At 68.8% G+C, this 23754-nt stretch carries 18 protein-coding genes; 2 read left to right on the forward strand and 16 right to left on the reverse strand.

Annotation, left to right across the window (positions count from 1 at the left end):
- The first annotated feature begins 1 nt into the window (after position 1).
- Complete coding sequence (locus IE290_RS15595) at positions 2 to 1297, forward strand: WXG100 family type VII secretion target (RefSeq protein ID WP_191245300.1); 1296 nt, start codon at positions 2 to 4, stop codon at positions 1295 to 1297.
- A 54-nt stretch (positions 1298 to 1351) separates the two neighbouring features.
- Here the strand turns inward: IE290_RS15595 and IE290_RS15600 are convergent, their stop codons facing one another.
- From IE290_RS15600 to rplJ, 16 genes are all read right to left on the reverse strand, one after another.
- Positions 1352 to 1498: a hypothetical protein gene (locus tag IE290_RS15600; RefSeq protein ID WP_191245797.1), complete on the reverse strand. Its 147-nt coding sequence runs from the start codon at positions 1496 to 1498 to the stop codon at positions 1352 to 1354.
- Positions 1499 to 1619: 121 nt separating this feature from the next.
- Entirely contained in the window at positions 1620 to 5531 is a 3912-nt protein-coding gene (locus tag IE290_RS15605; protein ID WP_191245301.1) for a DNA-directed RNA polymerase subunit beta', read from the reverse strand.
- 84 nt (positions 5532 to 5615) lie between these two features.
- On the reverse strand, positions 5616 to 9131 hold the full coding sequence (rpoB, locus tag IE290_RS15610) for a DNA-directed RNA polymerase subunit beta (protein WP_191245302.1): 3516 nt from the start codon (positions 9129 to 9131) through the stop codon (positions 5616 to 5618).
- 833 nt (positions 9132 to 9964) lie between these two features.
- Positions 9965 to 10864, reverse strand: coding sequence for a hypothetical protein (locus IE290_RS15615; protein WP_191245303.1), 900 nt, complete (start codon positions 10862 to 10864; stop codon positions 9965 to 9967).
- 34 nt (positions 10865 to 10898) lie between these two features.
- The gene (locus tag IE290_RS15620; RefSeq protein ID WP_191245304.1) at positions 10899 to 11486 is read right to left on the reverse strand and encodes a hypothetical protein; all 588 of its coding nucleotides are present in this window, start codon (positions 11484 to 11486) and stop codon (positions 10899 to 10901) included.
- 36 nt (positions 11487 to 11522) lie between these two features.
- Complete coding sequence (locus IE290_RS15625) at positions 11523 to 12782, reverse strand: MCE family protein (RefSeq protein ID WP_191245305.1); 1260 nt, start codon at positions 12780 to 12782, stop codon at positions 11523 to 11525.
- The gene (locus tag IE290_RS15630; RefSeq protein ID WP_191245306.1) at positions 12782 to 14002 is read right to left on the reverse strand and encodes an MCE family protein; all 1221 of its coding nucleotides are present in this window, start codon (positions 14000 to 14002) and stop codon (positions 12782 to 12784) included. Before IE290_RS15630 ends, IE290_RS15625 begins: the two co-directional genes overlap by 1 nt.
- Complete coding sequence (locus IE290_RS15635) at positions 13999 to 15183, reverse strand: MCE family protein (protein ID WP_191245307.1); 1185 nt, start codon at positions 15181 to 15183, stop codon at positions 13999 to 14001. Before IE290_RS15635 ends, IE290_RS15630 begins: the two co-directional genes overlap by 4 nt.
- Positions 15180 to 16166: an MCE family protein gene (locus tag IE290_RS15640; protein WP_191245308.1), complete on the reverse strand. Its 987-nt coding sequence runs from the start codon at positions 16164 to 16166 to the stop codon at positions 15180 to 15182. Before IE290_RS15640 ends, IE290_RS15635 begins: the two co-directional genes overlap by 4 nt.
- Positions 16163 to 17188: an MCE family protein gene (locus IE290_RS15645; protein WP_191245309.1), complete on the reverse strand. Its 1026-nt coding sequence runs from the start codon at positions 17186 to 17188 to the stop codon at positions 16163 to 16165. Before IE290_RS15645 ends, IE290_RS15640 begins: the two co-directional genes overlap by 4 nt.
- A complete protein-coding gene (locus IE290_RS15650; protein WP_191245310.1) occupies positions 17185 to 18522 on the reverse strand; it encodes an MCE family protein in 1338 nt (445 codons plus the stop codon). The genes IE290_RS15645 and IE290_RS15650 overlap by 4 nt, the downstream gene beginning before the upstream one ends.
- A gap of 7 nt (positions 18523 to 18529) precedes the next feature.
- Positions 18530 to 19369, reverse strand: a complete 840-nt coding sequence (locus IE290_RS15655; RefSeq protein ID WP_191245311.1) for an MlaE family ABC transporter permease — start codon at positions 19367 to 19369, stop codon at positions 18530 to 18532.
- Positions 19370 to 19371: 2 nt separating this feature from the next.
- On the reverse strand, positions 19372 to 20166 hold the full coding sequence (locus IE290_RS15660; RefSeq protein ID WP_191245312.1) for an MlaE family ABC transporter permease: 795 nt from the start codon (positions 20164 to 20166) through the stop codon (positions 19372 to 19374).
- Positions 20163 to 21335 (reverse strand): ABC transporter ATP-binding protein, encoded by a 1173-nt coding sequence (locus IE290_RS15665; protein ID WP_191245313.1) that lies wholly within the window; start codon positions 21333 to 21335, stop codon positions 20163 to 20165. The genes IE290_RS15660 and IE290_RS15665 overlap by 4 nt, the downstream gene beginning before the upstream one ends.
- Positions 21336 to 21522: 187 nt before the next feature.
- On the reverse strand, positions 21523 to 21915 hold the full coding sequence (gene rplL, locus IE290_RS15670; RefSeq protein ID WP_094003880.1) for a 50S ribosomal protein L7/L12: 393 nt from the start codon (positions 21913 to 21915) through the stop codon (positions 21523 to 21525).
- Between the two features lie 44 nt (positions 21916 to 21959).
- Positions 21960 to 22496 (reverse strand): 50S ribosomal protein L10, encoded by a 537-nt coding sequence (rplJ, locus tag IE290_RS15675; RefSeq protein WP_094003879.1) that lies wholly within the window; start codon positions 22494 to 22496, stop codon positions 21960 to 21962.
- Positions 22497 to 22799: 303 nt separating this feature from the next.
- On the opposite strand from rplJ, the gene IE290_RS15680 reads away from it, so the two are divergent.
- Positions 22800 to 23708 carry a hypothetical protein gene (locus IE290_RS15680; RefSeq protein WP_191245314.1) on the forward strand — a complete coding sequence of 303 codons (909 nt, stop codon included), beginning with the start codon at positions 22800 to 22802 and terminating at the stop codon, positions 23706 to 23708.
- Positions 23709 to 23754 lie beyond the last annotated feature (46 nt).

Here is a 23754-nt window from a genome sequence, read left to right on the forward strand (position 1 = left end):
CGTGCCCACGGACGCGGAGGCGCTCGCCGAGAACTTCGGCTCCGGGTACGACGCCGAAGAGGTGCAGGAGAAGATCGACGACACCGCTCCGGTGAAGCTCTACTCCGGCGCGAAGGACACCCTCGACGCGGGTTTCCGGCTCGGCGAGGACCTGGCGAAGGGTGACATCGACGCCCTGGTCGCGGACGGTGCGGAGGCCTTCTCCACGGCCAGCTCGTTCGTGAACGAGGCGGCCGACACCATCGGTGGCATCGTGAGCGACCCGCTCGGCTGGCTGATCTCGAACGGGGTCGGTTTCCTGGTCAGCTGGATCAAACCGCTCGAGGACGCGCTCGAGCTCGTCACCGGCGACCCCGACGCGCTGGAGGACGGCGCGAAGGCGTTCAACCAGCTCGGCGAGCAGATCGAGGCGCTGAAGCAGGAGACCGAAGAGCTCCTGGCGACCGGGCTCGCCAACTGGCACGGCGACGGTGCCGCGGCGGCGGCGAAGCGGCTGAGCGAGTTCCGCGACGGCTTGTCCGGCACGGCCGGCGCGACGACCGAGCTGGCGACGCTGCTCGCGGTGAGTTCGGCCGTGATGAGCATCGCGAAGGACCTCGTGCTGAGCATCATCAGCGACTTCGTCGAGTGGCTGATCGTCACCTGGCTGGCCGCGCTCGCCGCCACGGTAGTCACGCTGGGCGGCTCGGAGGCCGCGGCGATGGCCGCCACCGGGGTCCGGGCCGCGACCGAAACGTCCAAGGTCAGCCGCTGGGTGCAGAAGCTGACCACGGTCATCAACAAGATCAAGGACCTGCTCGACAAGATCAAGGCGTTCCTCGAGAAGATCCCGGGGTTCAAGAAGCTCGCGGACGCCGTCGGCAAGGCCGGGAACAGCCTCAGCCCCGAGAAGGTCACCGACAAGGTCGCGCAGCAGCTGACCGAGGGTGTTCTGAAGGAGAACCTCGGCGAGGACGCCGCGGACGACATCCTTGAGCGGGCCAAAAAGGCCGCGGAGCAGTCACCCAACCTGACGCGCGAACTGCGCGGGGCGATCAGCGACGCCATCGGCGAGCAGGCCGGCGGCAAGCTCAAGGAATTCGCCGGCGAGGCGGTGAAGGACCAGGTCATCTCGATGCAGGAACGCCCGGGCGGCGAGGACGTCCCGGGCAGCGAGCGCAAGCTGCCGGACGTTCCCGGCACGATCGACAAGGCCCAGAAAACGTTCGACGATTTCACCGAGAAGGCCGGGCAGGCCGAGGAGCACGGCGACACGGACATGTCCGACGCCGAGATCAGCGGCAAGCTCGACTTCTGAGTCACGTGAAAGGGGCCCCAGGCACGCGCCTGGGGCCCCTTCGCGTCGGTAGACCTAGTCGTCCTCGTCGGGTTTGGCGTGGTCCGGCTTGCCCGGGTTGGGGTCCCTCGACAGGTCGATCGCCGGGTGGGTGGGTGCGCCCTCGGGCGCTGCGTGCCGTCCCCTCGACGGCGCCTCCTCCGGGGCCTGCTCTGCGTTCACAACGCCCTCCTCGTGTCGCATCGGTGTGAACTCGGGCCTCACGCTACCTCCGCGCCCCGCCCCGGACACGACGAAGCCCCCGGCTCCGAAACCGGAGCCGGGGGCTTCACACAACCGTCGATCAGCGGAAGTCGCGACCGAAGTCGTAGTCGTCCAGCGGGACAGCCGCACCCGTGCCGGTGCCGAACACGTCCGGGGTGTAGTAGCCGTCGTCGTAGGACGGGATGGCGTACGCCGCCACCCGGGCCTCCTCCGTCGGCTGCACCTGGATGTTGCGGTACCGGTTGATGCCCGTGCCTGCCGGGATCAGCTTACCGATGATCACGTTCTCCTTGAGGCCCACGAGCTTGTCGCTGCGGCCGTTGATCGCCGCGTCGGTCAGGACACGCGTGGTCTCCTGGAACGACGCCGCCGACAGCCACGAGTCCGTGGTCAGCGAGGCCTTCGTGATACCCATCAACACCGGGCGGCCCGAGGCCGGCTCGCCGCCCTCGGCCACGACCGACCGGTTCGTGCTCTCGAACTTGGTCCGCTCGGGCAGCTCGCCCGGCAGGAAGTCCGTCGAACCGGAGTCGATGATCGTCACCCGGCGCAGCATCTGCCGGACGATGACCTCGATGTGCTTGTCGTGGATCGACACACCCTGGGCCCGGTACACCTTCTGGACCTCTTCCACGAGGTGCATCTGCGCCTCGCGCGGGCCCATCACACGCAGCACCTCGTGCGGGTCCGGCGTGCCCTCGAGCAGCAGCTGGCCGACGTGCACGTGGTCGCCGTCCTGCAGCGGCCCGTTCGGCGTGTTGGCCAGGCGCTGACGCTTCGACAGCTTGTCGAAGACGATCTCCTCGCCACCGTCGTCCGGGATGAGCGTGATCTTCCAGAACCGCTCGCTCTCCTCGATGCGCACGCGGCCATCGACGTCGGCGATCGGCGCCTTGCCCTTCGGGACCCGGGCCTCGAACAGCTCGGTGACACGGGGCAGACCCGTGGTGATGTCGTCACCGGCGACACCACCCTGGTGGAAGGTACGCATCGTCAGCTGGGTACCCGGCTCACCGATCGACTGGGCGGCGACGATACCGACGGCCTCACCCACGTCGACGAGCTTGCCGGTCGCCATCGAGCGGCCGTAGCACATCGCGCAGACCCCGACGGCCGACTCGCACGTCAGCACCGAGCGGACCTTGACCTTGGTGACGCCGAAGGCGATCAGCTTGTCCATCGCCGGGTCGGACAGGTCGTCGCCCGCGTTGAGCACGACGTTGCCCTGGTCGTCGGTGACGTCCTGGGCGAGCGTCCGGGCGTACACGCTGGTCTCCACGTGCGCGCCGCGCAGCACGGTGCCGTCCGGCTGCTTCTCGCCGATCGGCCGGGTCACGCCGCGGGTGGTGCCGCAGTCGGTCTCCCGGACGATGACGTCCTGCGACACGTCCACCAGACGACGGGTCAGGTAACCCGAGTCGGCGGTCCGCAGCGCGGTGTCGGCCAGACCCTTCCGCGCACCGTGGGTGGCGATGAAGTACTCCGCCACCGACAGGCCCTCGCGGAAGTTCGACTTGATCGGGCGCGGGATGTACTCACCCTTCGGGTTCGACACCAGACCACGCATACCGGCCAGCGAACGGACCTGGGTCATGTTGCCCGCCGCCCCGGACTTCACGATCATCGAGATCGGGTTGTCCTCCGGGAAGGCGTTCTCCATGATCTCGGCGACCTCGTCGGTCGCCTGGCTCCACACCTTGACCAGCTCGTTGTTGCGCTCGGCGTGCGAGAGCTGACCACGCTGGTACCGCTTCTCCACCTGCGCGGCCTTGGCCTCGTAGGTGTCCAGGATCTCCTTCTTCTCCGGCGGCACGATGACGTCGAACATCGACACCGTGACACCCGAGCGGGTGGCCCAGTAGAAGCCGGCGTCCTTGAGCCGGTCCAGGACCTGCGCGACCTGCGTCATCGAGTAACGCTCGGCGAGGTCGTTCACGATCGCCGCCTGGCGCTTCTTCGGCAGCGGCTCGTTGATGTAGGGGTAGTCCGCCGGCAGCAGGTCGTTGAACAGCACCCGGCCCAGGGTGGTCTCGGCCAGCCACGGCTGACCGGGCTCCCAGCCCTTCTCGGTGAGCTCGGCGATCTGCTGCTTGTTCGGCTGACGGTCCTTGATCCGGATCTTGATCGGCGCGTGCAGGCCCAGCGTCTTGCGGTCGAAGGCCATGATGGCCTCGGCCGGGGAGCTGAACGCCTGGCCGGCGCCGACCGCGTTCTCGTCGAGACGGGTCAGGTGGAACAGACCGGTGACCATGTCCAGACGCGGCATGGCCAGCGGGCGGCCCGACGCCGGCGAGAGGATGTTGTTCGCCGACAGCATCAGGATCCGGGCCTCGGCCTGCGCCTCGGCCGACAGCGGCAGGTGCACCGCCATCTGGTCACCGTCGAAGTCCGCGTTGAACGCCTCGCAGACCAGCGGGTGCAGCTGGATGGCCTTGCCCTCGACCAGCTGCGGCTCGAAGGCCTGGATGCCCAGCCGGTGCAGGGTCGGCGCACGGTTGAGGAGCACCGGGTGACCGGTGATGACCTCTTCCAGCACGTCCCACACCTGCGGCCGGGCCCGCTCCACCATCCGCTTGGCGGACTTGATGTTCTGCGCGTGGTTCAGGTCGACCAGCCGCTTCATGACGAACGGCTTGAACAGCTCCAGCGCCATGTCCTTGGGCAGACCGCACTGGTGCAGCTTCAGCTGCGGGCCGACGATGATGACCGAACGGCCCGAGTAGTCGACGCGCTTGCCGAGCAGGTTCTGGCGGAACCGGCCCTGCTTGCCCTTGAGCAGGTCGGACAGCGACTTCAGCGGCCGGTTGCCCGGGCCGGTGACCGGACGGCCGCGGCGGCCGTTGTCGAACAGCGCGTCGACGGCCTCCTGCAGCATCCGCTTCTCGTTGTTGACGATGATCTCGGGCGCGCCGAGGTCGATCAGCCGCTTGAGGCGGTTGTTCCGGTTGATCACCCGGCGGTACAGGTCGTTGAGGTCCGAGGTGGCGAAGCGGCCACCGTCGAGCTGCACCATCGGGCGCAGGTCCGGCGGGATCACCGGGACCGCGTCGAGGACCATGCCGCGCGGGTCGTTGCCGGTGGCCTGGAAGGCCGCGACGACCTTGAGCCGCTTCAGCGCGCGGAGCTTCTTCTGCCCCTTGCCGTTGCGGATGGTGTCGCGCAGCTTCTCGGCCTCGGCGTTGACGTCGAACTCGGTGGCCAGCTTCTGGATGGCCTCCGCGCCCATGCCACCGGTGAAGTACTCGCCGTAGCGGTCGTACAGCTCGCGGTAGAGGGTCTCGTCCGCGATCAGCTGACGCGGCTCGAGCTTGGTGAAGGTCGTCCAGATCTCCTCGAGCCGGTCCAGCTCGCGCTGGGCCCGGTCGCGGAGCTGCTTCATCTCGCGCTCGCCGCCCTCCTTGACCTTCCGGCGCACGTCGGACTTCGCGCCTTCGGCCTCGAGCTGGGCGAGGTCGGCCTCGAGCTTCTGCGCGCGCGCCTCGATGTCGGCGTCGCGCTTCGCCTCGATGTTCTTCCGCTCGACGCTGATCTCGTTCTCCAGCGTCGGCAGGTCGTTGTGCCGCAGCTCCGTGTTCACACCGGTGATCACGTACGCCGCGAAGTAGATGATCTTCTCGAGGTCCTTCGGCGCCAGGTCGAGCAGGTAGCCCAGGCGAGACGGAACACCCTTGAAGTACCAGATGTGCGTGACGGGCGCGGCCAGCTCGATGTGGCCCATCCGCTCACGGCGCACCTTGGCGCGAGTCACCTCGACACCACAGCGCTCGCAGATGATGCCCTTGAAGCGGACCCGCTTGTACTTGCCGCAGTAGCACTCCCAGTCCCGGGTCGGACCGAAGATCTTCTCGCAGAAGAGCCCGTCCTTCTCCGGCTTCAGGGTGCGGTAGTTGATGGTCTCCGGCTTCTTGACCTCGCCGAAGGACCACTGACGGATGTCGTCGGCGGTCGCCAGGCCGATCCGGAGCTCATCGAAGAAGTTGACGTCCAGCACGTCGTTGCATCCCCTTTGGGGTTGATTCGGCTAGAGGAAGCGGGGACCCGGGCGGGGCGGTGCGGCCCCGCCCGGGTTCCTACGTCATTGCACGACGTCGTCCACCGAGGGCGACTCGTTGCGGGACAGGTTGATGCCGAGGTTGGCGGCGGCGCGCTCCAGGTCCTCGTCGTCGGAGTCGCGCATCTCGATCGCGGCGCCGTCACTGGAGAGGACCTCCACGTTCAGGCACAGCGACTGCAGCTCCTTGAGGAGAACCTTGAACGACTCGGGGATGCCCGGGTCGGGGATGTTCTCGCCCTTGACGATCGCCTCGTACACCTTCACGCGTCCGACCACGTCGTCCGACTTGATCGTCAGCAGCTCCTGGAGCGTGTAGGCCGCGCCGTAGGCCTGCATCGCCCAGCACTCCATCTCACCGAAGCGCTGGCCACCGAACTGCGCCTTACCACCCAGCGGCTGCTGGGTGATCATCGAGTACGGGCCGGTGGAGCGGGCGTGGATCTTGTCGTCCACCAGGTGGTGCAGCTTGAGGATGTACATGTAGCCGACCGCGACCGGGTACGGGAACGGCTCGCCGGACCGGCCGTCGAACAGCGTCGCCTTGCCGTTCTCCTTGACCATGCGCTCGCCGTCCCGGTTGGGCCGGGTCGACGCGAGCAGGCCGGTGAGCTCCTCCTCCTTGGCGCCGTCGAACACCGGGGTGGCGGTGTTCGTGCCGGGCTCGACGTCGTAGAGCTCCTCGGAGAGGTTCTGCGCCCACTCCGGGTTGCCCTCGATCTTCCAGCCCTGCGAGGCGAGCCAGCCCAGGTGCAGCTCGAGGATCTGGCCGATGTTCATCCGTCGCGGCACACCGTGGGTGTTCAGGATGATGTCGACCGGGGTGCCGTCCTCCATGAACGGCATGTCCTCGACCGGCAGGATCTTGCCGATGACACCCTTGTTGCCGTGGCGGCCGGCGAGCTTGTCGCCCGGCTGGATCTTCCGCTTCTGCGCGACGTAGACGCGGACCAGCTCGTTGACGCCCGGGGGCAGCTCGTCGGCGTTGCCCCGCTCGTCCTCCTCGCGGGAGAACACGCGGACGCCGATGACCTTGCCGGTCTCGCCGTGCGGCACCTTCAGCGACGTGTCGCGGACCTCGCGGGCCTTCTCGCCGAAGATCGCGCGGAGCAGGCGCTCCTCCGGGGTCAGCTCGGTCTCACCCTTGGGCGTGACCTTGCCGACCAGGATGTCGCCGTCGCGGACCTCGGCACCGATGCGCACGATGCCGCGCTCGTCCAGGTCGGCCAGGACCTCCTCGGAGACGTTCGGGATGTCCCGGGTGATCTCCTCGGCGCCGAGCTTGGTGTCGCGGGCGTCGATCTCGTGCTCCTCGATGTGGATCGAGGTGAGCACGTCGTCCTGCACCAGGCGCTCGGAGAGGATGATCGCGTCCTCGTAGTTGTGGCCCTCCCACGGCATGATCGCCACGAGCAGGTTCTTGCCGAGCGCCATCTCGCCCTGGTCGGTGGACGGGCCGTCGGCGATGACCTGGCCGGCCTCGACGCGGTCGCCCTCCGACACGATCGGGCGGTGGTTGAAGCAGGTGCCCGCGTTGGTGCGGCGGAACTTGTGCAGTCCGTAGCTCTTGCGGGTGCCGTCGTCGTGCATGATCGTCACGAGGTCGGCGGAGAGCTCCTCGACGACACCGGCCTGCTCGGCGACGAGCACGTCACCGGCGTCGACCGCGGCACGCAGCTCCATGCCGGTGCCGACCAGCGGCGACTCGGCACGCAGCAGCGGCACGGCCTGGCGCTGCATGTTGGCACCCATCAGCGCGCGGTTGGCGTCGTCGTGCTCGAGGAACGGGATCATCGCGGTGGCGACCGACACCATCTGACGCGGCGACACGTCCATGTAGTCGATCTCCAGCGGGTCGAGCAGCTCGACCTCGCCACCCTTCCGGCGGCCCAGGACCTTGTCCTCGGCGAAGTGACCGTCCTCGGTCAGCGGCGCGTTGGCCTGCGCCTTGACGTAGCGGTCCTCCTCGTCGGCGGTCAGGTAGTCGACCTGGTCGGTGACCCGGCCCTCGACGACCTTCCGGTACGGCGTCTCGATGAAGCCGAACGGGTTGACCCGCGCGTAGGAGCACAGCGAGCCGATCAGGCCGATGTTCGGGCCTTCCGGCGTCTCGATCGGGCACATGCGGCCGTAGTGCGACGGGTGGACGTCGCGGACCTCCATGCCGGCGCGCTCACGGGACAGACCACCCGGGCCCAGCGCGTTCAGGCGGCGCTTGTGGGTCAGGCCCGACAGCGGGTTGTTCTGGTCCATGAACTGCGACAGCTGCGAGGTGCCGAAGAACTCCTTGATCGCCGCCACGACCGGGCGGATGTTGATCAGGGTCTGCGGCGTGATCGCCTCGACGTCCTGGGTGGTCATCCGCTCGCGGACGACGCGCTCCATGCGGGACAGGCCGACCCGGATCTGGTTCTGGATCAGCTCGCCCACGGTGCGGATGCGGCGGTTGCCGAAGTGGTCGATGTCGTCGACCTCGACCGGGACCTCGTTCTCGCCCTCGCCCATCTTGGTCTCGCCGGCGTGCAGGCGGACCAGGTACTCGATGGTCGAGACGATGTCCTCTTCGGTGAGGGTGCCGGTCTCGTACGGCAGGTTCAGGCCCAGCTTCTTGTTGAGCTTGTAGCGGCCGACCTTGGCCAGGTCGTAGCGCTTCTCCTTGAAGAACAGGTTCTCCAGGAGCGTCTGGGCGCTCTCCTTGGTGGGCGGCTCGCCCGGGCGCAGCTTGCGGTAGATGTCGAGCAGCGCCTCGTCGGTGCCCGCGGTGTGGTCCTTCTCGAGCGTCGCGAGCAGGGTCTCCGAGAAGTGGAACCGCTCGCGGATCTGCTCGGTGGTCCAGCCCAGCGCCTTCAGCAGCACGGTGACCGGCTGGCGGCGCTTGCGGTCGATGCGGACGCCGACGGTGTCGCGCTTGTCCACGTCGAACTCGAGCCACGCGCCGCGGCTCGGGATGATCTTGACGCTGAAGACGTCCTTGTCGGTGGTCTTGTCGACGCTGGTGTCGAAGTACACACCGGGCGACCGGACCAGCTGGGACACCACGACACGCTCGGTGCCGTTGATGATGAAGGTGCCCTTCTCGGTCATCACGGGGAAGTCGCCCATGAAGACCGTCTGGGACTTGATCTCGCCGGTGTTGTTGTTGACGAACTCGGCGGTCACGAACAGCGGGGCCGCGTACGTCATGTCCTTGTCCTTGCACTCCTCGACGGAGGCCTTGACCTCGTCGAAGCGCGGGTCGGAGAAGGACAGGGACATCGAACCGGAGAAGTCCTCGATCGGGGAGATCTCGTTGAGGACCTCTTCGAGGCCGCCGACCGGGTTCTCCTCGCCCTCGTTCACGCGGCGCTCGAACCACTTCTCGTCACCGGTGAACCACTGGAAGGACTGGATCTGCACGTCCAGCAGGTTGGGGGTGGGGAGGGGTTCGCGAATCTTCGCGAACGAGACCCGCTTGGGGGCTCCGGGAATTCCCGTCGGGTTCGGCTCCGTTACAGCCGAGGTGGTCGCAGCAGTGGCCTGGTTCGCGGGAGAGACTGCCAAGATGCGTCCTTCCGGGGACAATGAGCGGTGCGCAGCCGCGTTAGCAACAGCTAAAGCGACTGTCAAGGGTGCCGTGTGCCCACTATCCTAGCTTCCGTCTCCGGGCAGCCTGAAAGAGGGCAGCGCAAAGAAGCAGTCTAGCCCGAACGACGCGTTCTGTCGAGGGGGCCTCTCGATGGGGCCCGCACCTCGATCACGACGTCCTCAGGCATCGCCTCCCGGCAGGCCCTCCCGCAGGGCGCTGCCGTTGGCGATAAGCGTGAACCCCCGGCGCCGAAGAGTCAAGATGCCACGCGGCGAACCCGCCGGTTGGCGCAACGCGATCGCGGTCCGTACACGGCTTCGACCTGGGGATTCGCCGGGTTGGGGCCGGTCCGGGCCGTACTCGGCCGCGAGGGGTTGCGGGCTGGGTCACGCCGGTCCAAGATCGTCGTCGGGTGTTGTTGCGGGCCCCGCGGAAGCGGCGCGGGGCCCCGGGTGCGGCCGTCGCGGAGGAGCGTTCGCGGCGGTGCGGAGTGGCGCGCTTCACGCGCGCGGCGCGGGGTGTCCCAGCGGAATGGCCCTGGCGGGCCGAGCGTCCGCAACGGTGGCATGCGCGGGCTCGGCGGGCGGAGCCTGCGCAGCAGGACCGTGCGGGGACGCGCACGGCTCGGCGGAACGAAGCTCGCGGCGCCGCCGCGGGGTGGGGGCGCGGCGGGGCACCCGAAATCGGCTCAGCGGGACGGTGCCCGCGGCGGTGTCCCATCGCGCGCGTCCCGCCGCGGCAGGGTGCCCCAGGAACAGCAGAACGCCCCCACCGAACCCGAGGCTCGGCGGGGGCGTCCGGATGCGGGTCAGCGTGACGGCGCCGGGCTCGCCGGGGGTGCGCTGGACGGCGCGGGCGTCGGCGTGGGCTGGTCGGCTGTGTAGGTGTCCAGCGCGGACACCTTCCACTTCCCGTCGACGTACTGCATGTTCACCCACAGCTGGGCGCTGCCGCTCGCGGTCTGGTTCTGGTCCGTGCGCGTCGAGGTCTGGTCGACGAACACCATCACCTTCGCGCGGTCACCGTCGAGCATGATCACCGCGCTGCGCGTCGCCTTCACGGTGACCACGATCTTCTGCTGCGGGGCCAGCCGCTCGACCTCGCCGAAGATGCGGTTGTACGTGGCCTTGACCTCGTCGTTGAGCAGCAGGTCCTTGGCCGCGTCCTGGGTCTTGGCGATGTTGTTGAAGTCGTAGGAGAACAGCGACTCCACCGCACCCGAGGCGGCCTTGCTGACCTCCGCCGTGCGGGCGGTGTCCAGCAGCGCCGTGTTCGACGTCATCGCGTCGACCCGGTTGCCCTCGATCTTGAACCACACCGCGAACCCGGCCAGCACCAGCGCCAAGCCGAACAACGCGCCGGCCAGGGTGTACGGGTTCATCTTCCGCCGCACCCCAGAAGCCTCGGGCTCCTCGTCCGACGTGGCCGCTTCGGCCTCGGCGTAGCTCTCCGGCTTCGGCTCGCCCTCGTCGCGGGCCTTGGGCCGCGGGCTGGGCCGGCGCGGCTCGGCCGGAGCCTCGGCAGCGGCTTCAGCCTCGGCGACCTCGACCTCATCGACCTCGGGCTCGGGCGCGGCGTGCCGGCCCGTGACCTCCTCGGTCTCGGCGTACTCCTCGTCGCGGGGCGTCGGCGAGGGACGCCGGATCCCGGCGCCGGCGACCTTGGGACGACGGCGCACCGGCGGTGTCTGCCGGCGAGACGGTGGCATGACTGGTCCTCTCCTCGTACGCCTGCGGCGACCGTTACTGCCCGCTCACGAGCGGCACCGACCCGATCCCGGACACCTTCCACTCGTCCCCGACCCGGGTCATCTGCACCTCCAGCCGCAACGGCTTGGCGACCGGCTGCGCGCCCTCCTTGGCGACCAGCGTGCTGATCGCGGCCAGGAAGCTCGCCTTCCCGCCGTGCAGGTCCAGCTCCTCCACCCCGATGTCCTGGACCGTGGTGGTCACCTTGGTCTTGGCCTCGGTCATGGCCTGGCGGTAGTTCTGCTCGGTCGCGGTGATCTGGTCGGCCAGATCCTGGGTCGACACGGCCTTCTGCTGGGCGAAGTAGGCGTCCGGGTTGGTGTAGTCCAGCTCGGTGTACGCCTTGACCGCCGTGGTGCCCGCCTTGACCACGTCGTCGCGGGCTTGGGCCAGCGCCAGGTTGTCGTCGGCGGAGGCGACCCACCACTGGACGCCGAAGATCCCGGCCACGATCAGGGCGGCCGCGGCCAGCGCGGCGGTGCCCAGCACCAGGTACCGGCCCAGCTTGTCCCCGGCGGCCGGGTCCGCGGCCGGCGGATCCGGGAAACCGGCTTCCTCGGTCCGTGCCTCGTCCGAACTCATAACTCTCCAGAGTAGGTAGGTCGCGTGTGGGCGGCGTCAGCCGGGCAGCCCCAGCAGGGCGGACAGGCTGGTGATCGAGACGCCCGGCGAGCCGACGACGCCGGGGGTGCCCCGCATGTACGCCAGCTGCTCCTCGTCCCGGTCGGAGTTCTGCGCCACTTCCTGCGGCGTCGGGTCGACCGGCACCCCGTTGTACGGCGCGTTCTGCGCACCGCGCACGCCGATCGGGCTGCCCGGGGGCTCCGCGCAGTAGGAGTTCAGGTTCGGCTCCCGTGGCGTGGTTTCCGCCCCCGTGCGGTACTGCTCCGGGCTCATGTAGCCCTTGGTGCACACCGGCGGGTCGAACAGGTTGAGCGCCAGCCCGAGGTGCGCGGTGCCGTCGCCGGGCGCCACGCTGCGGGCGCCCACCGCCAGCACCGGGTAGCTGACCAGCACCTGCTGGATGCCGTCCTGCCGGGTCAGCAGCAGGTTCGACGTGGTCAGCAGGTTCGCGGTCAGCTCGCCGAGCCCGGGCCCGAGGTCGGCCACGAACTGGTTGAGCGTCTGCGCCGCACCCGGGGCGACCTCGATCAGCCGCCGGATGTCGGCGTCGGAGCCCTTCAGGGTCGCCGACAGCTCGTTGAGGTTGCGGCTGAACTCCTTCAGGTTGCCCGCCTGCTGGTTCTGCGTCTGGAGCACCCGCTCCCCGGAGTCCAGCAGCTGCACCGTCTGGGGCAGGTACTGCTGGGCGGTGGCGGTGAAGTCCCGCGCGGTGTCCAGCAGCTGCTGCAGCCCCGGCCCGGTGCCGTTGAAGGCGTTGTAGGACTCGTCGACGACGGTCCGCAGCGCGTCCTTGGGCACCGAGGAGGCCAGGCTGTCCAGGTCGGTGATGATCTGGTCGGTGCCGATCGGCACCTCGGTCTTCGCGGCCGGGATGACCGCGCCGCCCGCCAGGTACGGCCCGCCGTCGGTGACCGGCCGCAGGTCGACGAACTGCTCCCCGACCGCCGACCGGTTGGCGACGACGGCCTGCAGGTTCGCCGGGACCTGCGGGGTGTCCGGGTCGATCTCCAGGTCGGCCTCCAGACCGTCGGCGGTGAGCCGCAGCTGGCCGACCTTGCCGATGTTGTAGCCGCGGTAGGTGACCTCGGCCCCGGTGAAGATGCCGCCGGACTGGGTCAGCTCCAGCTTCACCGTGTACCCGGTCTGGCCGAACACCTGCCCGAGCCCGGCGAACCGGATCAGCGCGTAGACCACGGCCACCACGGAGATGACCAGGAACGCGACCAGTTGGATCTTCGTCTTGCGGACCAGCATCACGCACCCCCCGCCAGCAGGCCGAAGATGCCCGCGACCCCGGTCTGTTGCGGCTGCGCCCCGGTGGCCCCGGTGGCCCCGGTAGCCGCTGTGCTCTGCTGCGCGCCCTGGAGCGGCAACGGCAGCGGTGGCGGCTGGTTGGCCTGCTCGCCCTCGACCCCGCCGGTGAGCCCGGCCAGGCTGTCCGGCAGCACCCCGGCCAGCGGGTTCTGCCTGCTGCGGCTGAGGTTCTGCAGCACGTTCTGCAGGTTCAGGTCGATCTTGGCGTAGAGGTTGAAGTAGTCGCCCTTCACGCCGTCGACCGCCGCGTCGGTGAACGGGTAGGTCAGCAGGATCTCCAGTGACTTGGGCAGGTCGGCGCCGGCCTCGCCGAGCTTCTGCAGCGTCGGCAGCAGCGCCCGCAGGTCGGCGACCAGGTTCTCCTGGCTCTTGTTCAGCGTGTCGACGGTGACGCCGGAGAGGTTCTGCAGCGCCTGCAGCATGGTGACCAGCTGGCTCCGCTGCTGCTCCAGGACCCCGAGTCCGGGGCCGAGGTCGTCGATCGCGCCGACGATCTGGTCCTTCTGCCCGGCCAGGGTGCTGGAGAGCCGGTTCAGGCCGTCCAGTGCGCGGGTGATGTCACCGGACTGGGCGTCCAGTGTGGACACCAGCCGGTCGGCGTTGTCCAGCAGGCGCCGGATGTCCGGCTCGCGGCCCTCGGTGGCGGCGTTGAGCTCCTTGGTGATGGTGTTGAGCTGCTCCACCCCGCCGCCGTTGAGCAGCATGGACAGCGCGCCGAGCACCTCCTCCACCTCGACGCTGCGGTTGGTGCGCGCCAGCGGGATCTCCGCGCCGTCGGCGAGCGTGCCCTGCGCCAGGTCCTCGCCCGGCGAGGCCAGCTCGACGTACTTCTCGCCGAGCAGGCTGGACTGCCGGATGTTCGCCAGCGCGTTCGCGGGCAGCTTGACGTCGCCGTTGAGCCTGACCGTGACCTCGGCGTGCCAGCCGTCCTCGGTCAGCCCGATCGACTCGACGCGGCCGACCGGGACCTCGTTGACCTTGACCCCGGCCTGCGGCACGAGGTCGAGCACGTCGTTGAACTGGACCTTGACGGTGTACGGGTGGTCGCCCAGGTCGGCGCCGCCGGGCAGCGGCACGTCGTAGATGCCGCCGAACGAGCAGCTGGTCAGGGTCAGCGCCGTGGCCAGGCCGGCGGCGGCGAGGGCGAGTGGCTTCCTCATCGCGACGCCCCCGTTCCGTAGACGGTCTGGGCCAGCGGGAGCGGCAGCGGGGGCAGCTGGCCGTTCTGCAGCGCGTGCACGGTCTGCGCGACCGAGGGCAGCGGCACCGCGCCGTCCAGCAGCGGCGCCACCGAGCCGCACAGGTCGCCGATCGCGTCCAGCGCGTCCGGCGTCTGCTTGAGCAGGTTGCAGATCATCACGATCGGCGGCTGGGTCAGCTCGTTGAGGTTGGCCCGCGCGTCGAGCGTGCCCGACGAGCCGTTGTAGGCGTTGATCACGTTGTTCAGGCCGACCGGCGCGACGTCGAGGATCTCGGCGAGCGCGCTGCGCTGGTCCACCAGCACCTGGGTCACACTCGCCAGCTTGTCCACATTGGACTTCAAGCGGTCGGAGTGGTTGTTGATGAACTGCTGCACCGTGGCGAGCGTGGTGCCCAGCTGCTGCACCGTGGCGGCGAGGTTGTCCTTCTCCCCCGCCAGGTAGCCGGAGACGTCGGCCAGCCGCTGCTCGAACTGCCGAACCTGGTTGTCGCTGTTGGCGAGCGTCGTGGTGAAGTCAGCCAGGTTGGAGACCGTGGCGAACAGGTCGTCCTTGTTGCCCGACAGCGTCCGCGACGCCTGGCTCAGCTTGGTGATCGTGTCGTGCAGGGCCTGGCCGTTGCCGTCCATGTTCTGCGCCAGCGTGGTGAGCAGGTCCGACAGCGAGCCGTTGGAGTTGACCCCGTTCGGGCCGAGCGACCGGCTGATCTTGTCCAGGCTGTCGTAGAGCTGGTCGACCTCGATCGGCACCGCGGTCTTCTCCAGCGGGATGGTGGCGCCCTCGCTGATCACCGGGCCGCCGGTGTAGGCCGGGGCGAGCTGCACGTACCGGTCGCTGACCAGCGACGGCGCCACGATCGCGGCCTGCGCGTCGGCGGGCACCTGCACCGCGCGGTCGTACTCCATGACGACCTTGACCCGGTCGCCCATCGGCTCGACCGAGGTCACCTTGCCCATGTCCACGCCAAGCACCCGCACGCTGTTGCCCACGTAGAGGCCGGTCGCGCTGGTGAAGTAGGCGGTGATGTGCTTGCGGTCGGCGTCCTTCAGGGTCCACCAGAGCACGCCGGCCACGACGAGACCGAGCGCGCACGCCGCGGCGACGCCGCGCGCGAGGGATCGGCCGAAGCGGGTCTCCGTCATTTCTGGTTGCACCCCTCTTCGTTCAGGGGGCCGATCGAGGGCAGGATCAGACCACAGATGTAGTTGTCGAACCAGTGCCCGTTGCCGACGGTGTTGGTGAACACCCGGATGTAGGGCGCGAAGCGGGCGATGCCCTGGGCCAGGTTGTCCTGGTTGCGCTGCAGCATCGCGGTCAGCTGGTCCAGCGAGGTCAGCACCGGCGTCAGCTGCGCGTCGTTGTCGCTGACCAGGCCCTGCAGCTGCCGGGACAGCTCCTGCGAGCCGGTCAGCAGCGTCGAGATCGCCTGCTCGCGGGCGGCGACCTCCTGCAGCACCAGGTTGCCGTCCTGCAGCAACCGGGTGAGCTGCTGGTCGCGGTCGGCCAGCGTCTGCGAGATCTGGTTGGTGTTCTGCAGCAGCTGCGCCAGCTCGGTGTCCCGCTTGGCGATCGTGTCGGACAGCTGGGACAGGCCGTTGAGCGCGCCGCGCACGTTGTCCGAGGTGCCGGACAGCGTCTGGGACAGCACGTCGAAGGATTGGGCCAGCTGGTCCGTGTCGATGTCGTTGACCGTCGTGGACAGGTCCCGGAACGCGTCCAGCACGTCGTAGGGCGCCAGCGTCCGTTCCTTCGGGATCGGCGTGCCCGGGTCGAGCGCCTTCTCCCCGACCGGGTCCAGCGCCAGGTACTTCTGGCCGAGCAGCGTCTTGATCTTGATCGCCGCCGCGGTCTTGTCACCGAGCCAGGTGTCCTTGACCTTGAACGTCACCTTCACCGACGCGCCGTCCAGCGTCACGTCGGTGACCTTGCCGACCTTCACCCCGGCGACGCGCACCTCGTCGTCGGCCTTCAGGCCGGCCGCCTCGGTGAACTCCGCCTCGTAGCTCGTCCCGGCGCCGATGATGGGCAGGTCGTCGGCGTTGAGCGCGGCGATGAAGCCGAGCAGCATCAGCACGAGGCCGACGGCCGCGATCGGCACCGGGTTGCGGGACTGGAAGCTCCTCATGATCCGCACCGCTCCCTGGTCACCGGCATGATCGGCAGGTTGATCTCCTGGTTGATCAGCGGCGGCAGCGACACGCTCCCGGTCGCCGAGCAGAGGTAGAAGTTGAACCAGGAACCGTAGTCGGCCGTGCGCGCCAGCGTCGTGACCTTCTGCGGCAGGAACTGGATGAAGTGCTCCACCAGTGGCTCGCTGTCGTTGAGGTTCTGGGCGAGCCCGCCCAGCGCCGAGATGTCGTTCTTCAGCGGTTCGCGTGCCTCGTCCAGGAAGCCCGCGGTCGTGGTGGCCAGGCCGCCCAGCGCGTCGATCGCGTCGCCGATCGAGTCGCGGTCCTGCGCCAGGCCGGTGGTCAGCCGCTGCAGCTTGTCGATCAGGTCGGTCAGCTGCGGGGTGTGCGCGTTGACCGCGTCCAGCACCGTGTTCAGGTTGGTCACCACCTGGCCGATCACCTGGTCCTTCTGCGCGATCGTGGTGGTCAGCGACGCGGTGTGGGCGAGCAGGCTGTCGATCGTGCCGCCCTCGCCCTGCAGCACCTGGATCAGCTCGTAGGACAGCTTGTTGACGTCCTCCGGGTTGAGCGCGCGGAACAGCGGCTTGAACCCGTTGAACAGCTCGTCGAGGTCCAGGGCCGGCGTGGTGCGCTCGAGCGGGATGGTGCTGCCCGGCTTGAGCGTGCCCTCGCCGGTGCCCTGCCCGAGCGAGAGGTACCGCTGGCCGACCAGGTTGCGGTACTTGATCTGCACCGTCACCCCGGCGGGCAGGGTGCGGCCCTGGTCGACCTCGAAGTCGATCTGGGCCTGGCGCCGGTCGACGATCTTGACGTTCGTGACCTGGCCGACCTTCACGCCGGCGATGCGGACGTCGTCACCGGGCAGCACGAGCGTCGCGTCGGTGAAGCGCGCGCTGTACCCGGTGGTGTCCTGGGTGTTGATGTTGGCGATGCTGATGCCGAGGATCGCCGTGAACAGCACGGTGATCACGATGAAGATGGTCAGCTTGACCAGCGGCGCGACCAGTCCCCTCACTTGACCGTCACCTCCGCACCCCGGTAGAGCGGGCCCACGAGCAGGCCGGACCAGCCCGGCATGGCCGCCGGGTCGAGGCCGACCTGCGGGCCGACGAGCTGGGACAGGAAGTCGAGTTCGGCCCGGCTGTTGGCCGGGTTGCCGCCCGCCGCGCCACCGCCGCCGTTGTAACCGCCGGCGTCGGCGATCGTGTTGGCCGGCTGCAGGCCGTCACTGGCCGGACGCGAGCCCGGGGTCGGCTGGGCGCCGTCCTTGATCGGGCCCTCCGGCGGGTACTGCGGGAACGGCTGCGGGAACTGCTTGACGTTGTAGCAGCGCGGGCCCCGCTTGTCCTCGAAGCGCGGCTCGTCGCGGCCGGCCACGTACGGCCCGCGGGTGGTGACGATCTCGATCGTCGCGTGCAGGCCCGGCTGGTTCGTGCCCTTGCCCAGCGCCTGGTCCACGTAGGGCACCAGCTCCGCCATCGACCCGAACAGGCACGGGTACTCCGGCGCGTACTTCGCCAGCAACTCGGCCGTCGGGCGCGAGTTCTCGGCCAGGCTGATCAGGTTGCTCGCGTTCGCGCTCACGAACGATTCCAGGGTCTGCGAGGCGGCGGTCACGTTGGCGTAGAGGGCCTGCAGGTTCTGCTGCTCGTCGAACACCGTCTTCGTCGTGGTGGACAGGTTGTCCAGCGTCTGCACCAGGTCCGGCGCCGCGTCGGACAGGTTGTCGGAGAACTTCGCCAGCTCCCGCAGGTTCTCCCGCAGCTGCGGCAGGTGCGGGTTCAGGTCGCCGAAGTAGGTGCCCAGCTCGGACAGGGTCTGCCCGAGCGTCTCGCCGCGGCCCTGCAGCGCGGTGGAGATCGCGGTCAGCGTGCTGGACAGTTTCTCCGGCTGCACGGCCTGCAGCACCGGCAGCAGGTTGTCCAGCGCCTGCGACAGCTGGACGGCGTTCTGCGTGCGGTCCTCCGGGATCACGTCACCCGCCGCGATCGTCTGCGCCGACGGCCGCTCCGGGATCTCCAGCGACACGTACCGCTCGCCGAACAACGTCTTCGGCAGGAACCGGGCGCTGACGTTCTGCGGGATCAGCTTCGCCGACTCCGGGTCGAGCGCGAGCGTCAGCGTGGCGCCGTCGGCGCTCGCGTCGATCGACTTCACCGAACCGACGATCAGCCCGCGCACCTTGACGTCCGACTGCGGCAGCAGCTGGTTGCCGACCTCGCCGGCCTGCAGCTTCACCTCGACCGTCGGCGTGAACGCCCGGTTGTACATGGCGATCGACAGCGTGACGCCCGCCGCGAGCACCACGATCAGGAGCAGGCCCAGCAGCCTGCGACGCAAGGTCACCACGGTGTCCTCACCCCGCGATCCGGACCGTCACCGAGGTCCCCCAGATGGCGAACCCGATGAAGAAGTTGATGATGGCGACCGTGACGATGCTCAGCCGCACCGCGCGGCCCACCGCCACACCCACGCCCGCCGGGCCGCCCGAGGCGCGGTACCCGAAGTAGCAGTGGGTCAGGATGATCACGACGCTGAATATCAGCACCTTGATGAACGAGTAGAAGACGTCCTCGGGAGGTAGGAACAGGTTGAAGTAGTGGTCGTACGTGCCTTCGGACTGCCCGTAGATGTAGATGACCACCAGCCGGGACGCCAGGTACGACGACAGCAGGCCGATCACGTACAGCGGGATGACCGCGACGAACCCGGCGATGATCCGGGTGGTCACCAGGTAGGGCAGGCTCGGCACGCCCATCACCTCGAGCGCGTCGATCTCCTCCGAGATCCGCATCGCGCCCAGCTGGGCGGTGAACCCGGCGCCGACCGTCGCCGACAACGCCAGTCCCGCGACCAGCGGCGCGATCTCGCGGGTGTTGAAGAACGCCGTCAGGAACCCGGTGAACGCCGACGTGCCGATCGAGTTCAGGGCCGAGTAGCCCTGGAGGCCGACCAGCACACCGGTGAACAGGGTCAGGCCGATCATCACGCCGACCGTGCCGCCGATGACCGCCAGCGATCCGGAGCCGAAGCTCACCTCCGCCAGCAGCCGCAGGACCTCTTTGGTGTACCGGCGGATCGTGCGCGGCGTCCACGCCAGCGCACGGATGTAGAACGACATCTGATCGCCGAAGTTGTCCAGGATCTCCAGTGGACGGTGGGCGATCCGCTTCGCCGTCTGACCGATGCTCGCCATGATCAGCTCAGCTTTCCGGGGACGATCTGCAGGTAGATGAGCGTGATGACGAAGTTCACGACGAACAGCATCAGGAACGTGATGACGACGGACTGGTTCACCGCGTCACCCACGCCCTTCGGTCCGCCGGCGGGGTTCAGCCCGCGGTAGGCGGCGACCACGGCCGCGATGAAGCCGAAGATGAGCGCCTTGATCTCGCCGACCCACAGGTCGGGCAGCTGCGCCAGCGCCGAGAAGCTCGCCAGGTACGCGCCCGGCGTGCCGCCCTGCAGCACGACGTTGAAGAAGTAACCGCCGAGCACGCCGATGACGCTGACCATGCCGTTGAGCAGCAACGCGACGAGCATCGACGCGAGCACGCGCGGCACGATCAGCCGCTGCACCGCGGAGACGCCGAGCACCTCCATCGCGTCGATCTCCTCGCGGATCGTGCGCGCGCCGATGTCCGCGCAGATCGCGCTGCCGCCGGCGCCCGCGACGAGCAGCGCGGTCACCAGCGGGGCGGCCTGCTGCACGGTCGCGAGCACGCTGCCGGCGCCGGTGTAGGACTGCGCGCCGAGCTGACGCGCGAGCGAGCCGAACTGCAGCGAGATGACCGCGCCGAACGGGATCGCGACGAGGGCCGTGGGCAGGATCGTGACGCTCGCGATGAACCACGACTGCTGGATGAACTCCCGCAACTGGAACGGCCGCTGGAAGAACCCGCGGATGATGTCCAGCCCGAGGGCGAACAACTTCCCGGTCTCACGCAGCATTCCGAGTCCGGGAACCTTGGCCGGGGAGGCCGTCGAGCTCATGCCTCACCGGCCCCCGGGCCGCGCAGCCGGTCGGTGGTCTCGGTTCTGGACCAGCCCGACTGCGGCATGCGGGCGATCTCGTCCTGCGGCAGCTGCCCCTGGTGCTGCGTCGGCAGCGGCTGGGTGGGGGCGGCGTGCCGGCTGCCGGTGACCACCGCTCGGCGCGGCGTGACGCCGTAGTGGCGCTGCTCCTCCGGGGACAGGGACTCGATGATCCCCTCCTGCGCGGCGGGCGGCAGCGTGTGCAGGATCTTCATGACCCGGTCCTTGCGCCGGATCGCACCCTGCCGGGTCGGCACGCCCGGCGTCGGCTGCATCTGGGCCGGGATACCGGTGACGTCCTCGACACCGCCGGCGTGGTGGCCGGCCTCGAACATGGCGCGCTCGGCGGCCATCTGGGCGGTGTCCTTCTCCTCGGACATGCCGATCGGGCCGTCCATCCGGCCGTTGAGGAACTGCTTGACGACCGGCTCCTCGCTGGTCAGCAGCACCTCGCGGGGACCGAACATGACCAGCTCCTTGCGGAACAGCATGCCCAGGTTGTCCGGCACCGTGCGGGCCAGGTTGATGTTGTGCGTGACGATCAGGAACGTCGCGTCGATCTGCGCGTTGACGTCGATGAACAGCTGCGAGATGTAGGTGGTGCGGACCGGGTCCAGGCCGGAGTCCGGCTCGTCGACCAGGATGATCTCCGGGTCCAGCACGAGGGCGCGGGCCAGGCCGGCGCGCTTGCGCATACCGCCCGAGATCTCGCCCGGCAGCTTCTTCTCGGCGCCGGCCAAACCGGTCATCTCGAGCTTTTCCAGCACGATCCGGCGGATCTCGGTCTCGGATTTCTTGGTGTGCTCGCGCAGCGGGAAGGCGACGTTGTCGTAGAGGTTCATCGAGCCGAACAGCGCGCCGTCCTGGAACAGCACACCGAACAGTTTTCGCGTTTCGTAGAGCTTGTGCTCGCTGCAGCGCACGATGTCCACGCCGTTGATGACGCACTTGCCCCGGTCGGGCTTGAGCAGCCCGATCATGGACTTCAGGAACACCGACTTACCGGTGCCCGACGGGCCCAGCATGACCGACACCTCGCCCGGAGGCAGTGTCAAGGTCACGTCCCGCCAAATGGTCTGCCGCCCGAAGGACTTGGTCAGACCCTCGATGACCACCTCGGCACCCATCGAACCTCCCGCAGCTCCGACGCCGTGGATCAACACCCTGGCACACGCCTGCCCGGCGTCAACAGGGTGCAACGAGTCAAGTCCCGAGCAGGTTACTCATGAGTTTTTCAAGCCACAATCCAGGTGATGAGAAAAAGGCGGGCCACCCTGTGGGTGACCCGCCTTTTTCGAGATGCGAAATTCGCGACTACTTGACGCTGACCTTGGCGCCGGCAGCCTCGAGCTTCTCCTTGGCCGCGTTGGCGGCGTCCTTGTCGACCTTCTCCAGGAGCGGCTTCGGGGCGCCCTCGACGAGCTCCTTGGCCTCCTTCAGGCCCAGACCGGAGACGACCTCGCGGACGACCTTGATGACCTGGATCTTCTTGTCGCCGGCACCCTCGAGGATGACGTCGAACTCGTCCTTCTCCTCCTCGGCCGGAGCGCCCGCGGCGGCGGCACCCGGGGCGGCCGCGACGGCGGCGACCGGGGCGGCGGCGGTGACGTCGAAGGTCTCCTCGAACTTCTTCACGAAGTCCGAGAGCTCCAGCAGGGTCAGCTCCTTGAACGCGTCGAGCAGTTCGTCGGTGCTCAGCTTCGCCATGATGGCGTTCCTTTCCTAACGGGTGGTACGGGGTGGGTGGTACGTCAGCTCTCGGCGGGTGCCTCGTCGCCCTGCTGCTTGTCGGCCAGGGCCTGCGCGAGGCGGGCGACCTGGGACGCCGGGGCCTGGAACAGCGCCGCGGCCTGGGACAGCTTGGCCTTGAACGCGCCTGCCGCCTTGGCGAGGAGAACCTCGCGGCTGTCGAGGTCGGCGATCTGGTTGACCTCGTCGACGGACAGCGGGCGGCCGTCCATGTAGCCGCCCTTGATGACCAGGGCGGCGTTGTCCTTGGCGAAGTTCTTCAGGGCCTTCGCGGCGTCGACCGGCTCACCCTGCACGAAGGCGATCGCGGTCGGGCCGACGAAGAGGTCCTGCAGACCCTCGATGCCGGCCTCTTCCGCGGCCCGCTGCACGAGGGTGTTCTTCGCAACCCGGTACTTGGCACTGGTGCCGAGAGCGCGGCGCAGCTGGGACAGCTGGGACACGGAGAGGCCGTTGTACTGCGTGACGACGGTGGCCGAGCTGTTGCGGAAGTGGTCCGCGATCTCGGCGACGGCCGCCACCTTGTCCGGCTTCGCCATGGGTCGCCTCCTCTCTTGGCTGGTATGACCGCCTTGTGCGAGGAGTCCCGGGAAGAAGAAAACGCCCACGCGCAGCAAGCACGGGGCGTTGAGGGCACACCGGGGTGCGCCGGCCTCGTTCTTCCTGCGCGGGCCGCCCCTTCTGCTCGGGGCACTTCGCTTCACGCCTGTGGGGGCGTGAAGAACCAGCGGTCTTCGGTAGAACCGTCGTCCATCGTACCTGGTGGTTTTCGTCCCCGACGCGGGGGCCGGTTTGCGCGGTGCGTGATGACTCGGCCACCGGGCGGCAGGCATCATGGGCGGGTGGTGGAGCAGCGAGCAGGCCAACAGCCCGACGAGCCGCAGGAGGGCCCGGAGGCGCCGACCCCAGCCGGCGGGCTGCCCGCGGCCGGCGGCGGCTCAGCCGTGGAGCCGGCGCAGCCGCAGCTGGATCCGGAGCAACTGCGGCAATTCCAGCAGTTCCAGCAGTTCCAGGACTTCCTCCGCTACCAGGAGGCCCAGCGCCAGGGCAACGGCCAGCTGGTGCCCACCCAGAACGCCCCGGTGCAAAGCGCGCCCGGCTACACCCCACCGACGCAAGCCGGCCCCGGCGGCCCTCCCGTCCTTCCGCCGCCGTACGGCCAACTCCAGCCCGCCCCCCAACCCGGCCCGAAGATCAGGGCACCGAAGTGGGCCAAACGCCTGGCGGGCAAGCTGCTGTCCGCCCTGCTGTTCCTGATAGTCCTGATCGTGGCCGGCAAGCTGGCCTACAACCACTTCTTCCCGGAGGACGACCCGGATCTCCCGGCGTCCCAGACGGGGGGTGGCACTTACCACACCAACGAGATCCTGTCCGTCAACCCCTACGAAGCGGCGCGGCAGGTCTACCAGCAGGTCGCGTACGGCCAGCCGGATCGGGCATGCGGTCTGTTCGAGACCGCGACTCAGCAGAAGTTCGCCGCCGACCTACGGTACCCGGACTGCCGGGAAGCCGTCCTGGACCTGAAGAAACAGGTCACGAACATGACCGCGTACGCGGGTTCACTGCCCTTCGGCAGCAGCCAGCCGGTGCAGGGCACGGTCGTGCGGATCGATTCTTGCGCCTACCAGATCAGCGGCGGACCCGCGCTCGGCGTCTTCGTGGTCACGAAGGTGGGCGACCAGTGGTTGATCACCGGGCACGAACCCGGCCCGCGCACCTGCGCGGCTCCCGCCACGCCCACCAGCCGGTAACGCGGAAGGGCCCCGGCGCAGCAGCGCCGGGGCCCTTCTCACAACT

Source organism: Amycolatopsis deserti (genome assembly GCF_014653945.1).
In the GTDB taxonomy this organism is placed as follows: Bacteria; Actinomycetota; Actinomycetes; order Mycobacteriales; family Pseudonocardiaceae; genus Amycolatopsis_E; species Amycolatopsis_E deserti.